At 59.3% G+C, this 14,379-nt stretch carries 7 protein-coding genes; 4 read left to right on the forward strand and 3 right to left on the reverse strand.

Annotated elements, in window-relative coordinates; translation table 11 throughout:
- Positions 1–257: 257 nt before the first annotated feature.
- A complete protein-coding gene (gene pyk / locus CUN63_RS06030) occupies positions 258–1,709 on the forward strand; it encodes a pyruvate kinase (protein ID WP_129437911.1) in 1,452 nt (483 codons plus the stop codon).
- Between the two features lie 191 nt (positions 1,710–1,900).
- Here the strand turns inward: pyk and CUN63_RS06035 are convergent, their stop codons facing one another.
- Genes CUN63_RS06035 through CUN63_RS06045 form a run of 3 tightly spaced genes read right to left on the reverse strand, consistent with a single transcriptional unit; the run spans position 1,901 to position 4,713 of the window.
- The gene (locus CUN63_RS06035; protein WP_129437912.1) at positions 1,901–2,650 is read right to left on the reverse strand and encodes an enoyl-CoA hydratase-related protein; all 750 of its coding nucleotides are present in this window, start codon (positions 2,648–2,650) and stop codon (positions 1,901–1,903) included.
- 28 nt (positions 2,651–2,678) lie between these two features.
- The gene (locus CUN63_RS06040; protein ID WP_129437914.1) at positions 2,679–3,614 is read right to left on the reverse strand and encodes an iron-sulfur-binding ferredoxin reductase; all 936 of its coding nucleotides are present in this window, start codon (positions 3,612–3,614) and stop codon (positions 2,679–2,681) included.
- Positions 3,607–4,713 carry a GGDEF domain-containing protein gene (locus CUN63_RS06045; protein WP_129437916.1) on the reverse strand — a complete coding sequence of 369 codons (1,107 nt, stop codon included), beginning with the start codon at positions 4,711–4,713 and terminating at the stop codon, positions 3,607–3,609. The genes CUN63_RS06040 and CUN63_RS06045 overlap by 8 nt, the downstream gene beginning before the upstream one ends.
- 473 nt (positions 4,714–5,186) lie before the next feature.
- Here CUN63_RS06045 and CUN63_RS06050 point away from each other — a divergent pair, with 473 nt between their 5' ends.
- The 3 genes from CUN63_RS06050 (at position 5,187) to CUN63_RS06060 (ending at position 14,327) form a co-directional block, all read left to right on the forward strand.
- A complete protein-coding gene (locus CUN63_RS06050; RefSeq protein WP_129437918.1) occupies positions 5,187–6,710 on the forward strand; it encodes a fumarate hydratase in 1,524 nt (507 codons plus the stop codon).
- A 235-nt stretch (positions 6,711–6,945) separates the two neighbouring features.
- A complete protein-coding gene (locus CUN63_RS06055; RefSeq protein WP_129437920.1) occupies positions 6,946–11,493 on the forward strand; it encodes a SpvB/TcaC N-terminal domain-containing protein in 4,548 nt (1,515 codons plus the stop codon).
- Entirely contained in the window at positions 11,490–14,327 is a 2,838-nt protein-coding gene (locus CUN63_RS06060) for an RHS repeat domain-containing protein (protein WP_129437922.1), read from the forward strand. The genes CUN63_RS06055 and CUN63_RS06060 overlap by 4 nt, the downstream gene beginning before the upstream one ends.
- Positions 14,328–14,379 lie beyond the last annotated feature (52 nt).

Raw genomic sequence — 14,379 nt, forward strand, 5'->3', positions numbered from 1 at the left:
CGACATCCAGAGAATACAAACACCTCCGCCTGCCAAACGTACCTGATAGAAATGACAGTTCAGACAAACGGCCGACGTAGCGCATTGTCGGACGCCTGCGCATCGCGACTTGCCTTCAACTCTGCAATCTGGCGCCCGAAAGAAAAACTGCCCCCACTCACGTTCAATAAAGAAAGCAATAAGTAGTGCAAACGAACAATGACTACACCCGCAGAGCATAGTAGCCTCACTCAGCGCTTGAACTCAGGAGTCTATGCATGTCCGTCCGTCGCACCAAAATCGTCGCTACCCTTGGCCCGGCCAGTAACTCGCCGGAAGTTCTCGAACAGCTGATTCTGGCTGGCCTGGACGTCGCCCGCCTGAACTTCTCCCACGGCACCCCCGACGAGCACAAGGCTCGCGCGAAGCTGGTGCGTGACCTCGCTGCCAAGCACGGCCGCTTCGTCGCCCTGCTGGGTGACCTGCAAGGCCCGAAAATCCGTATCGCCAAATTCGCCAACAAGAAGATCGAGCTGAAGATCGGTGATCAATTCACCTTCTCCACCAGCCATCCTCTGACCGAAGGCACCCAGACCGTCGTCGGCATCGACTACCCGGATCTGGTCAAGGACTGCGGCGTAGGCGACGAGCTGCTGCTCGACGACGGCCGCGTGGTCATGCGCGTTGATACCGCCAATGCCACCGAGCTGAACTGCACCGTGCTGATCGGCGGCCCGCTGTCGGACCACAAAGGCATCAACCGTCGCGGTGGCGGCCTGACCGCACCGGCCCTGACTGAAAAAGACAAGGCCGACATCAAGCTCGCTGCCGAGATGCAAGTCGACTACCTCGCCGTGTCCTTCCCGCGAGACGCCGCCGACATGGAATACGCCCGTCAACTGCGCGACGAAGCCGGCGGTACTGCCTGGCTGGTGGCGAAGATCGAACGCGCCGAGGCCGTGGCCGATGACGAAACCCTCGACGCGCTGATCAATGCATCCGACGCCGTCATGGTGGCTCGTGGTGACCTGGGTGTGGAAATCGGCGACGCCGAGCTGGTGGGCATTCAGAAGAAAATCATTCTGCACGCGCGCCGCCACAACAAGGCTGTGATCGTGGCGACCCAGATGATGGAGTCGATGATCCAGAACCCGATGCCAACCCGCGCCGAAGTGTCCGACGTGGCCAACGCCGTGCTCGACTACACCGACGCCGTGATGCTCTCGGCTGAAAGTGCTGCCGGTCTGTACCCGCTGGAAGCCGTGCAAGCCATGGCGCGCATCTGCATCGGCGCTGAAAAGCACCCGACCAGCAAGACCTCCAGCCACCGCATCGGCAAGGTCTTCGAAAGCTGCGACCAGAGCATCGCCCTGGCGGCCATGTACACCGCCAACCACTTCCCGGGCGTGAAGGCGATCATCGCGTTGACCGAAAGTGGCTACACGCCGTTGATCATGTCGCGTATCCGTTCCTCGATACCGATCTACGCGTTCTCCCCGCACCGCGAAACCCAGGCCCGTGCGGCCATGTTCCGCGGTGTCTACACCGTACCGTTCGACCCGGCATCGCTGCCGCCTGAGCAAGTCAGCCAGGCCGCGATCGACGAGTTGCTCAAGCGCGGTGTTGTGGAGAAAGGCGACTGGGTCATCCTGACCAAGGGCGACAGCTACCACACCATCGGCGGCACCAACGGGATGAAAATCCTCCACGTTGGCGACCCGATGGTCTGATTGACCGGTTGCTGAAAAACAAAAGCCCCGCCATGTGAATGGCGGGGCTTTTTTGTTTCTGATCCAGAAGAGGTGTTGCCTGGGCTGACGCTATCGCGAGCAAGCTCGCTTCCACATTGGATCTCAAGTGTTCACAAATCCCCTGTGGGAGCGAGCTTGCTCGCGATGGGGCCCGCCCAGTCACCGCAGAATCAATGGCGTTTGATGAACCCGGTCAACGCCGCAATCGCTTCCGGCGAGCGCAACCGTTGGGTGAACTGTGCGCTCTCTTCTTCTATTGCCTTGCGCAGTTGTTCGCGGTCCGGGGCTTTCATCAATTGCTTGCTGATACGCACCGCTTCCGAAGGCAGCGACTCGAAACGCAACGCCATCTCCCGTGCCTTGGCCAACGCCGCTTCGCCACTGTCCAAGGCTTCGGTTGCAATGCCCCACCGCGCGGCTTGTTCACCACTGAAACCTTCGCCCAGCAGCAACAACTCGGCGGCTTTGGCCTGCCCGAGCAACCGCGGCAGAAGCAGGCTGGAGCCGAACTCCGGGCATAACCCAAGATTAACGAACGGCATGCGAAGGCGCGCATCGCGACTGACATACACCAGATCGCAATGCAGCAGCATCGTCGTGCCAATGCCCACCGCCGCGCCGGCCACGGCAGCGATCACCGGTTTGCGGCATTCGAGCAGGGTGAGCATGAACTGAAACACCGGGCTGTCGAGGTTGCTCGGTGGTTGCTGGATGAAATCGGCGATGTCGTTGCCAGCGGTGAAGCACTCGGTAGAACCGGTGATCAGCACGGCGTTGATTTCCGGGTCGGAATCCGCCAGTTTCAGCGCTTCGGCCAAGTGGCTGTACATGGCGCGGGTCAGGGCGTTTTTCTTGTCGGGGCGGTTGAGGCGCAGGATCAGCAGGCCGCGCTCACGTTCAAATTGGATGGCATCGCTCATGGTGGTCTCGGTGTCTGAAAATCAGCGCTCAACCACGGAGAACAAAGACATCCGCCAGCAGTTGATTGCGCGGCAATCCCGCCAGGTACAAGCGCCGGGCAAAGGCGTCGACGCTGTCAGGGGCCCCGCAGAGTAAGGCCAGGGTTTGCCGGGAGACAAGCCGCAGTTGCGCCAAAGCCTCTGGCAACTCGGCCGCTGTCCACAGCTCAATGCTCAGGTTCGGGTGGCTGGCTGCCATGGCTTGCAGGGGTTTGGCCAGGTAATGTTCCTCGCCATCATGGGCCAGGTGAATGACACGAATGGCACCTTGGTGATCTTGCCGTAGCGCTTCACGCAAGATACCGAACAACGGCCCCAAACCCGTGCCGGCGGCCATCAGCCAAAGCGGTCGGGTGTTCCAGTCCAGGTCGTAATGCAAGGCCCCACCGCGCAACTCGCCGAGGCGGATCGAATCGCCGATTTTCAGCTGGCGGGCCGCGTCGCTGAATTCCCCCGACTGGCGACAATCGAGATGGAACTCCAGAAAGCGGTCTTCTTCCGGCAGGCTGGCCAATGAATACGGGCGCGCCACGTTGCCCGCCCACAACACCAGATGCTGCCCGGCGCTGTAGCGCAAAGGGCTTTGAGGGGTCAGGCGCAAACGCAACACGCTGGCGCTCAGCCAATCGACAGCCGCCACCTCGGCCGGGCGGCCATCCTGCTGAGGATCGAAGGTGTGCACCTGCAAGTCCTCGACCACCTGACACTGACACGCCAGGCGCCAGCCTTGCTGACGCTGGTCTGCGCTCAGGGCGTCGGGGCGGCTGTCACTCGGCAGCCCTTGGACACATTGCACCAGACAGGCATGGCAACTGCCGGCGCGACAGCTGTAGGGCACAGACACGCCGTTCTGATTCAACGCATCGAGCAGGTTGCTGCCCGCCGCCACCGACCATTGGCGTTCGCCGACCCGTAACTCAGGCATCGACGTTCTCCCACGCGGCCGCGCAACGATTGCGGCCGTCACGCTTGGCGCGATAAAGCGCCTGGTCGGCGCGCTGCAAGGCTTCATCGAGATCGTCGCCCAGTTCGAGCAATGTCATGCCCGCCGACAAGCTGAGATGGGCGACGTTGAGTCCGATCAGTTCTACATCGGTGAACGCAATGCGCAGCCGCTCGCAACAGGAGGTCAAGCGCTCGGCGTTGCAATCGGGCAACAGCACGACGAATTCTTCGCCACCGTAACGGGCCAGCACATCGCCATCGCGCAAGCAGGCGGTGGCCACGGCGGCAAAAGCTTGCAGCACCTGATCACCGGCGGCATGGCCGTGCACATCGTTGATCCGTTTGAAATGGTCGAGGTCGATCAGCGCCAGGCCATGCATGACACCGGCGTCCATGGCCTTCAGCTCACGGGAGGCCAGGCGCAGGAAATGCCGGCGATTAAACAGCCCGGTCAGTTCGTCGGTGGCCACCAGGTCTTCGAGCTGGCGCATCATCCCGCGCAGGGTGTCCTGATGCGCCTGCAAGGCGAATCGGCGCTGGCGCATGCGTTGACGGGAGGTCTGGACGTGACGGGCATAAAGTTCCAGCCAGACCAACACGATGAGCAACACGCACACCTGCAATGCGGCCAGTGCCGGGTCGGGTAACTGGAAGTGGTAGCCCTCCCACAGCGTGATCGCGCTGAAACTGAAAAACACCAACAGCGCGCACCGCAAAAAGGCCATGCGCGAAAGATGGAACAACCCGAACAGCAGAATCAGCACGTAGAACACCAGGAACGCGCCGCGTGCTTCATCCAGATTGGCGATCAGCCAGGTTTGCCAACCCAGCCCCAGCAACACTTGCGCTTCAGTCAGGCTGGGGTCGGAAAAACGCAGGTTGCAGCCACTGTAAAACACCGCAAACAACGCGGCCTGACTGATGACCACCAGCGCACTGCCGATGGCCACGTTGGCCAGGGATTCATCGTAATGACCGGTGAAAAACGCCAGCCACAACAGCAACAAAGCCAGGGCGTAGGTGCCGGCTGCGAGGGCAAAGCGTTTGAGCAACAAGCGTTGGATGGCGTTATGGGTCAATCGTTGACTCACCGTGCGAAGGGAGGCTGCTTGAGTGTCCTACTCTACAGACCGAATGCCACTTTAGTAGCGTGCCTGATAAATGACCATTCAATTTTAAGGGCGGAAAACTGGCGTCAGAACGCTGACTGACTTCCCCTTGTAAACGCTGTGTAGGAGCTGTCGAGTGAAACGAGGCTGCGATCTTTTGACTTTGCTTTTTAAAGACAAGATCAAAAGATCGCAGCCTCGTTTCACTCGACAGCTCCTACACAGCTCCTACAGGGATCGGGTTCACACGACCGACTTGCGTATGCGACCAACGATTGACTACCGGCGGGTGTGCCCGGAACCGAGGCGCGTTATACTGCCGCGCCTTTTTAGCGTCGCGCCAGCAGCCCCGGCGTGCCTTGTAAAGGTGCTTGCAACCGACCGATGCACCCAAGCTGCAAGCACCTTATTGAATGTTCCCGTCTTTTAGAGGAGCGCGACTCATGACCGTGATCAAGCAAGACGACCTGATTCAGAGCGTTGCCGACGCCCTGCAGTTCATTTCCTATTACCACCCCGTTGACTTCATCCAGGCGATGCACGAAGCCTACCTGCGCGAAGAATCGCCAGCAGCCCGTGACTCCATGGCGCAAATCCTGATCAACTCGCGGATGTGCGCCACAGGCCACCGCCCGATCTGCCAGGACACCGGCATCGTTACCGTGTTCGTTCGCGTGGGCATGGACGTACGTTGGGATGGCGCCACCATGGGCCTGGACGACATGATCAACGAAGGCGTGCGCCGGGCTTACAACCTGCCGGAAAACGTCCTGCGTGCCTCGATCCTCGCCGACCCGGCGGGCGCTCGTAAAAACACCAAGGACAACACCCCGGCCGTTATCCACTACTCCATCGTTCCGGGTAACACCGTGGAAGTGGACGTGGCGGCCAAGGGCGGCGGTTCCGAGAACAAGTCGAAAATGGCCATGCTCAATCCGTCTGATTCGATCGTCGACTGGGTGTTGAAGACTGTTCCGGAAATGGGCGCCGGCTGGTGCCCACCGGGCATGCTGGGTATCGGTATCGGCGGCACCGCCGAGAAAGCCGCCGTCATGGCCAAGGAAGTGTTGATGGAATCCATCGACATTCACGAACTGAAAGCGCGTGGCCCACAGAACCGTATCGAAGAGATGCGTCTGGAGCTGTTCGAGAAGGTCAACCAACTGGGCATCGGCGCCCAGGGCCTGGGTGGCCTGACCACCGTGCTCGACGTGAAGATCATGGATTACCCGACCCACGCCGCTTCGTTGCCGGTGTGCATGATCCCGAACTGCGCCGCCACCCGTCACGCGCATTTCGTGCTCGACGGTTCCGGCCCGGCCTCGCTGGAAGCGCCACCGCTGGACGCCTACCCGGAAATCGTCTGGGAAGCCGGCCCGTCGGCCCGTCGCGTGAACCTCGACACCCTGACCCCGGAAGACGTGCAGAGCTGGAAGCCGGGCGAAACCGTGCTGCTCAACGGCAAGATGCTCACCGGTCGCGACGCTGCGCACAAGCGCATGGTCGAGATGCTGAACAAGGGTGAAACCCTGCCGGTTGACCTCAAAGGTCGCTTCATCTACTACGTCGGCCCGGTTGATCCGGTGCGCGAAGAAGTGGTGGGCCCTGCCGGTCCGACCACCGCGACGCGGATGGACAAGTTCACTCGCCAGATCCTCGAGCAAACCGGCCTGTTGGGCATGATCGGCAAATCCGAGCGCGGCCCGACCGCGATCGAAGCGATCAAGGACCACAAAGCCGTTTACCTGATGGCAGTCGGCGGCGCGGCTTACCTGGTGGCGCAAGCCATCAAGAAATCCCGCGTGGTGGCTTTCGCCGAACTGGGCATGGAAGCAATCTACGAGTTCGACGTGAAAGACATGCCGGTTACCGTTGCGGTCGACAGCAAGGGTGAGTCGGTACACATCACCGGTCCTGCCATCTGGCAGAAAAAGATCAGTGAAAGCCTGGCGGTAGAAGTGCAGTAAGCGCTTCAGCTTGCCAATACGGCCGGGTCGTCTTTTAGATGACCCGGCCGTTTTTTTGCGTGTCTCTTTTACTATTCGCTATATAACGCAGCGTTTCCCACGGTATTCGGTCTAAAAAAACCGGCCTCACCTGTCAGATCTGACAGGTCACGCCTTCCCCTGATTTTGTTAGCGTCGCTCTATCACGCGACACCGTTGCTACGGGAGAGCGCAAAGCCGACACAGGATCAGCCCCATGGAAGAGCAAGCCTCTCTGAGCATTACTGAACCCTCCATCGCCAAGAGTGCTTCCATTGCCACGATTGGCAAAAGCTGGGGATCGGTCGGCGTGACGGGCAGTGCCTCGTTCGAGTTGCCGCTGCCCCTCTCAGCAGGGCGCGGTTTCGATCCCGCCATGGCGCTGAGTTATGACAGCCAGGGCGGTAACGGTCCGTTTGGCATTGGCTGGCGTTTGGGCACCAGTGCTATCACTCGCCGGACCAGCAAGGGGGTGCCCGATTACCTAGACGTCGACATCATGGTCGGTCCTGGTGGCGAGGAGTTGATGCCCGAGCTGGATGACAAGGGCAAGCCAACGTCCAGAGAGGAACTCCTCTATCGTGGCCTCCCCATTGGTAAGCACGATGTTGTGCGCTACAGGCCACGGGTCGAGAGTTCGTTCGATCTGTTCGAGCTGTGGCAACCGGATGAAAAAAAACCATCTTTCTGGTTGGTGCACGGGGCCAACGGCAGTCTTCACGTCTATGGCAAGACCGACGCTTCGCGCCGTGCCGAACCTGTCGACCCGAACAACGCTGACGCGCCGCAGCGTATCGGTGTGTGGCTACTGCTCGAAAGCATGAACCCCCACGGCGAACACATTTGTTTCGACTACAAGCCCGAAGATCAGGCACACACCCCGAATGACAAACACGACTATCGTGCCCAGCGTTACCTGCACCGGGTGTGTTACGGCAATGCCCGGGCCAGCAAAGACTTGTACGCCTGGACGGTGGAAAACCCGGCGAGCCTGGACTGGCATTTCCACTTGGTGTTCGACTACGGCGAGCGGACCCTCGATCTGGAAAAAAAACCGCTCTACGGACCGCCATTTGATGCGCCCGGCGAGGGTTATGGTGAGTGGCAACTGCGCAGCGACCCCTTCCACAGCTACACCTACGGATTCGAACTGGGCACCCGACGTCTGTGCCATCAGGTATTGATGTTTCACCACTTCCCCGAGCAGTTGGGCCCCAAACCGGTACTCGTACGACGTTTGCTGCTGCAATACCAAACGACTCCCCTGGCATACACCCAACTGGCAGCAGCGCACTATCAGGCGTATGACGCCAGCGGCACCGTGGAAAACATGCCACCGGTGGAGTTCGACTATTCAGGCTTCGAACTCAATAAGGAGTCGAGCCCGTTCTTCCCCTTCGAAAACATGCCCGGCATCGAGGACGGCGCGCACCACCAATGCGTGGATCTGTTCGGTGAAGGCGTGCCCGGATTTATCTGTCGTTACGACCAGAGTTGGTATTACCGCGAACCCTTACGCGCACTGACGGGGGGCGATGACATCCACTATGGCCCATGGACAGAACTGGCCCGCATCCCCGTGGCCGATCGCAATCAGCCGACCTATCAGGCGCTGACCGATCTGACCGGCGACGGCCGGCTCGACTGGATCCTCGCCTCGCCCGGCGTGAGCGGTTTCCACACCCTGAATCCCGATCGCAGCTGGTCAGGGTTCATTCCCTTTTCGGCGTTCCCGGTGGAGTTCTTCCACACGCTTTCACAATCTGGCGACTTGATAGGCGACGGGCTCAGTTCGATGGCGCTGATCGGCCCGCGGAGCGTGCGCCTGTACGCCAATCGGCGTGAGGACGGTTTCGCCCCGGGCCAGGACGTCGAGCACACACCGGCCACCGACCGCCTGCCACTGTTCAGCAACTCCCGCACCGAACTGGTGATGCTGGGCAACTTGCTGGGCAGCGACATGACCGAGCTGTGCCGCATCCGGTACGACGAAATCAAATGCTGGCCGAACCTCGGTCACGGTCGGTTCGGCGAGGGTATTGTCATGAGTGCCCTGCCCTTCGATTACGCGACATTCGACGCGGCGCGAGTGCGGATTGCCGACCTCGACGGCTCTGGCGCACCGGCACTGATTTATCTGAAGTCCGACTGTTTCGAGATCTATTTCAATCACGGCGGCAATGGTCTGGAGCAAACCCCCGTAACGGTCCCGTGGCCCGAAGAAATCCGCTACGACAACCTGTGCCAGGTCACCCTCGCCGACTTGCAAGGCCTGGGTTGCGCGAGCCTGATCCTGACCGTGCCGCATATGAAGCCACGGCACTGGCGCTACGATTTCGTCAGCGCCAAGCCTTACATGCTCATCGCCAGTAACAACAACATGGGTTGCAGTACGCAGGTGGTGTATCGCAGTTCGGCACAGGAATGGCTGGATGAAAAGAATCGGATACTCAAGCTCAAACGCTTGCCGATTTGCTACCTGCCGTTCCCGGTACCGGTGGTCAAGCAACAAAGCCAGCTCGATGAAATCACCGGCAACTGCCTGAACCAGTTTCTCCAGTATTTGCACGGTTACTACGATGGCCGAAACCGCGAGTTTCGCGGCTTCGGGCTGCTGTGCCAGACCGACAGCGAAACCAGCGCAAGTGAAGACGACATCGGCTTTACCGCCCCGGCGCTGGTCTGCACCTGGTTTCACACCGGACGGCAAATCGACCTGCCACGCGATGGCTATTTCAACCGTGACTCCGAAGCGTGTGATTTGAAACCCACGCTGTTCTGCCAGTATCACCGCAACGACGCTTTCGATGACCCAGTCCCGCCGCCCGACGAAGCCACCACCCACGAAATCGCCCGCGCCCTCGCAGGTTCAGTGCTGCGTGTGGAAACCTACGCCGCCGACGATGACCTGGCCATGGCGGTGCCTTTCGCAGTGGAGGAAAGTCGTTACAAGGTCCGCGAACTGCGCAAAAAGGGAGACCATGACGCTTACCCCATCATGCTGCCCTTGCCGCTGGAAAAGATCAGCTATCAGTACGAACGCTTCGTGAATGACCCGCTGTGCCGACATGAAATCACGTTGGGCCATGACGAGTTCGGTCTGCCTGTGCATGCCATCACGGTCAGTTATGCACGGCGCAGAAACCCGGATGATGACGAACCACCGTTCGATGACGTTGATGAAAACCAATGGTGGACGGATGCTCACGATCCGGCCCAACAGTCCTACTACCTGAGTGAATCCCGCGCCGAGTTCATTCACTTGAAGGAGGACCTGCAAGGCTGGCGACTGGGCCTGCCTTATCTGCAACGTGGCAATGCGTTGGTACTGCCCAAGAAGCCAGCATCCGGGGGGCTCGCCCCCGCAGACATTTCCTATGAAGGATTTATCGATCTGTACGCCTCGCCCGAATGGGTCGCTCAGAGGCTACTGACCACGCAGTCGGTCTATCGCTACCTCAAGACTGCCGATCAAACACCGCTCGCCGATGGCAAAGCCGAGTTCGAGGCACTGCAGGCACCGCTGGAAATTGCCCAACTGGACAAGACAGCACTGCAAGCCTACGACACGGTGCCGTCGCTCGTTATTCGGGACGAACTGGAAAAAATCGGCTATTCGGCCATGCCTCTGGTTCTAGGGGTAGACGAGGAGGAGGACAAGGAGAGGAATCTATGGTCGTCCCGGTATGGTTATGCCAAGTACGGCGAGCTCGACAGTTTTTACAAAGTGATGGAGTACAACGAAACGCCCAGTTACGGCATCACGACAGCCCGCTACGACGCCTACTGTCTGCTGCCGAAAAGCATCACGCAGCCGGACGGGTGCGAAACCCGCTTCGAATATGACTATCACGCGCTACAACTCATGCGCAGCATCGATGCCAATGACAATGTCGAGGAAGCCCTTTACGAGCCGTCCGGACAACCCCTTGCCATCAGTTTTTATGGCACTGAAGACGGCGAAGAAATGGGTTTTCGCCCCCTCGACGAACACGAACGTCCTGCGGACCATCGTCCAGACCCTGCCATCGAAGATCCGCAACGCGCCCTGCAAAAAGCGGCCAGCGTATTGCGCAAGGACCTGTTCAGCTGGATGGGCGAACTCCCCCATTCCGTCAGGCAGACACCTGACTGGCTGACCACCTGGATTGCGCAAGGTTACGTGCTACCCACCCTGCATATTCGCGCCAGCGCCAGACGTAGACTGTCTCGGCTCAAGTCCCTGACCGGGCCTGAACAAGCGCTGCTCGACCTGATCCACTCGATTCCCCGAGAACCGGTGCACAGCGTCGTCCTCACCGCTGACCGCTATTGGGATGATGAGCTGCAGCAAATCCAGATCGTCAAAGCTTTCGTGGATGGTTTCGGCCGGCCACTGCAGACCAAACAGTTGGTCGAGCCGGGACAGGCTTTTGTGGTGGAAAACGGTGAGCTGGTGATTGAAGACGGCAAGCCAAAGGTCGCGCACGCCGATCCGCGCTGGCGCGTCAGCGAACGTGTGGAATACAACAACAAAGGCCTGGCTGTTCGGGTATTTCGCCCTTACTTCGCCAATGGGCACCGCTATATCAATGACCATTCCTTCCGTGAGTTCGGCCATCACGATCAGAACTTTTACGACGTGCTGGGTCGCCAGAAAAAAGTCATCAACGCCAAAGGAGATGTCGCGCTCGAGGTCATCCATCCCTGGTACTCCACTAGCCTGGACTTTAATGACACCCATGTTGCACCGATTGAAGGTGAGCTGAAGGCAGGCAAGCCATGACAGCCACAGTTCATTGGCGGACCCCGAATGTGACGGCCATTGATAGCCGGGGCTTACCGATTCGCCAGATCGCGTACTTGCGCAAGGTCGCTGCCGGCCCAGTGGAACACCTGATCACCCGCCAGCACTACGACGCTGCCGGGCGATTGCTCGAACAATGGGACCCGCGACTGTTCGGCGTCGTCCCCAACCTGGCCACGGTCTACCGCCTGTCCGGTGAACCGCTGAAAGTCGACAGCGTCGACGCTGGCTGGCGTCTGAGCCTGCCAGGGTTGGCCGGAGAAGCGCTGCAGCGCTGGGACCAACGTGGTAGTCATTGGCGCATCACCTACGACGCTCTGTTGCGCCCGATTGCCATCGAGGAAAACGGTGAGCCGAATGTCGAAACCTTTACCTACGTCGATGCCTCCGCCGATCCTGCTTTCAACCGGCGCGGCCAGTTGACCGAACAGCTCGACCGTGCCGGCACCTTGAGTCTCGACAGTTACAGCTTATTGGGGCAATCACTGCGCGAAACCCGAACCCTGGCCGAGGGCAAGCCCTACCGCAGCAGCTGGATTTACAGCCCACTCGGCACACTGCTGAGCCAGACCGATGCCGGTGATCACCAGCAACAGTTGCGTTATGACGTCGTCGGGCAGCTCCAGCAGGTTGAGCTACGGATTAAAGATGGCTTGGGCTGGGAATCGGTTCTGAAAGAAGCGCAGTACAACGCCGCCGGCCAGATCATCGAACAACGCGCCAGCAACGAAGTGCTCGGCACTTGGACCTACGACCCGGCCGATGGGCGCCTGTCTACGCAGCGCGCGCAAAAAAATGCCGAGACAGCGCTGCAAGATTTCGAATATTTCTACGACCGCGTTGGCAACATCATCCGGCTCGCAGACCACGCCTTCCAGCCAACTTTTTTCGCCAACCAGCTAATCGACGGCCACCGCGACTTCACCTATGACTCGCTGTACCGGCTGACCAGTGCCACCGGTTACGACGATGCCCAGCCGTCGGATATTCCGGGCCGGCCCCTGCCCGACGATCCGAACAATCGGCTCAATTACACTCAACACTATGAGTACGATTCTGGTGGCAACCTGATCAAACTGCGTCACGTACGTGCGGGCGCCTCACTGACCCGCGAGATGTTCATCGACCCTGCCAGCAACCACGGTGTGCGCTGGAAACCTGATGATCCGGTCCCTGATTTCGAAAAATTGTATGACCGCCATGGCAATCTCCAGAACTTGCAGCCGGGCAAAGCCTTGCAGTGGAACTGCCTGGACCAACTGGAATCGGTAACGCTGGTCAAACGCACCAACGGCCCGGATGACGAAGAGTTCTACCGCTACAGCCAGGGCGTGCGCGTGTACAAACGCCACGAAACCCACACGTCGTCACTCAGCCATTTCCAGGAAGTGATCTACCTGCCGGGCCTGGAAATCCGCACCCGCGACAACGGCGAAGAATTGCACGTAATCACCCTGCCTGGCGGGCACGGCAGCGTGCGTTGCCTGCACTGGGTCAGCGGCAAACCCGCCAACATCGCTGCCGATCAATTGCGCTACAGCCTCGATGACCACTTGGGTTCCTGTGCGCTGGAGCTCGATCAAAATGCGCAGGTGATCAGCGAAGAAGGTTATTACCCGTTCGGAGCCACGGCCTGGTTCGCGCGGGGAAGTGAGGTGGACGTCGACTACAAAACCGTCCGCTATTCCGGCAAGGAAATGGATGACAGCGGGCTGTATTACTACGGCGCGCGTTACTACGCGCCGTGGTTGCAACGTTGGGTCAGTGCCGACCCGGCGGGGGATGTGGACGGGCTGAATCTGTACGCGATGGCGGGTAACAATCCGATCGTTTTTACAGACACCGATGGACAGACTTTTGGCAACTTCCTGGACGGGTTCGTTGAAACGAACGAGCAGCGAACCAGCAGAAAAAGTCAGAGTGCAGCAGATCAAATTCAATACAGAGCCAATATGAGCTTATCGGGAGCTATCGTACGACATACGAAAATCCTGGAGCTCACCACCCGAAGAGCCCAGGAAGCTGAGACACAAATTCTCAACCACCAGTCAGCGACGGCACATGGACAATCCGCAGCGATAAGGACGGTGGCGCACATCGGAGGACAAGCCATCAGTTACGCAGCGGGTATCGGCATCGGCACCGCAACAGCAGCACTGGGAAGCGTCGCAGGACCTGTTGGTATCGCCGTTGGCATCTTTCTTGGGTTCGTGGCAAAAAAAGCGGTGAGTATGGGGGTAGATTTTGCTTCAGAACGCTTGAGCCTCGGCGCCTCGGTTAAATTCAAGGCAAGCAAACTGGACCCAAACCGAATAGTGGCCAAAGGCGAATACAAGGCCATGAATTATGGTTCATACGCTATTAACAAATTCAGGGGAATGGGCCGCGGCATCATTGAACTGAACAAGAAGGGGTGGCTAAAGGGTGGTAAGGAAGCAGTGAACGTTGGCGCAAGCATCGGTATGAAGGCTGCCGGCACTCCCTTTGCCAGTGAAATCGGCGCTGCGCTCAGTACCGTGACAGGCACATTTGAGGTACTGCATGAAATCGCAGGAGCAGGTGCTGAGCTCACGCAGGAGAAAATAGACAGAGCGGACGCACACATCAGCGGGATGATCGAGCTATTGAACGCAGGGGTAAGTGAACTTGAAAGCCTGTTTGACCAAGCCGGACGCAGTTCAATTCATACCTATAGTCCGCTCAGTAAAATTTTCGGGAAGTCTCCCGGCGACACGCGCGCAAGCGTGAGGAGCGCTACAGACGCAACCATTGCACAATTGAGGCGGACACAAACCATGCTCAGGGCGGCCTGATCGGGCGGCAACACGTCACGCTTTGCGTGCTATCGTGCTCGCCCTGTCTTTC

The organism is Pseudomonas sp. ACM7 (assembly GCF_004136015.1).
GTDB lineage: Bacteria > Pseudomonadota > Gammaproteobacteria > Pseudomonadales > Pseudomonadaceae > Aquipseudomonas > Aquipseudomonas frigoris.

What these genes read in the sequence shown, in the direction of transcription:
- CUN63_RS06040 (WP_129437914.1), bottom strand. Translation starts at nt 3,614, where the DNA reads ATGCCTGAGTTACGGGTCGGCGAACGCCAATGGTCGGTGGCGGCGGGC.
- pyk (WP_129437911.1), top strand. Translation starts at nt 258, where the DNA reads ATGTCCGTCCGTCGCACCAAAATCGTCGCTACCCTTGGCCCGGCCAGT.
- CUN63_RS06060 (WP_129437922.1), top strand. Translation starts at nt 11,490, where the DNA reads ATGACAGCCACAGTTCATTGGCGGACCCCGAATGTGACGGCCATTGAT.
- CUN63_RS06050 (WP_129437918.1), top strand. Translation starts at nt 5,187, where the DNA reads ATGACCGTGATCAAGCAAGACGACCTGATTCAGAGCGTTGCCGACGCC.
- CUN63_RS06055 (WP_129437920.1), top strand. Translation starts at nt 6,946, where the DNA reads ATGGAAGAGCAAGCCTCTCTGAGCATTACTGAACCCTCCATCGCCAAG.
- CUN63_RS06035 (WP_129437912.1), bottom strand. Translation starts at nt 2,650, where the DNA reads ATGAGCGATGCCATCCAATTTGAACGTGAGCGCGGCCTGCTGATCCTG.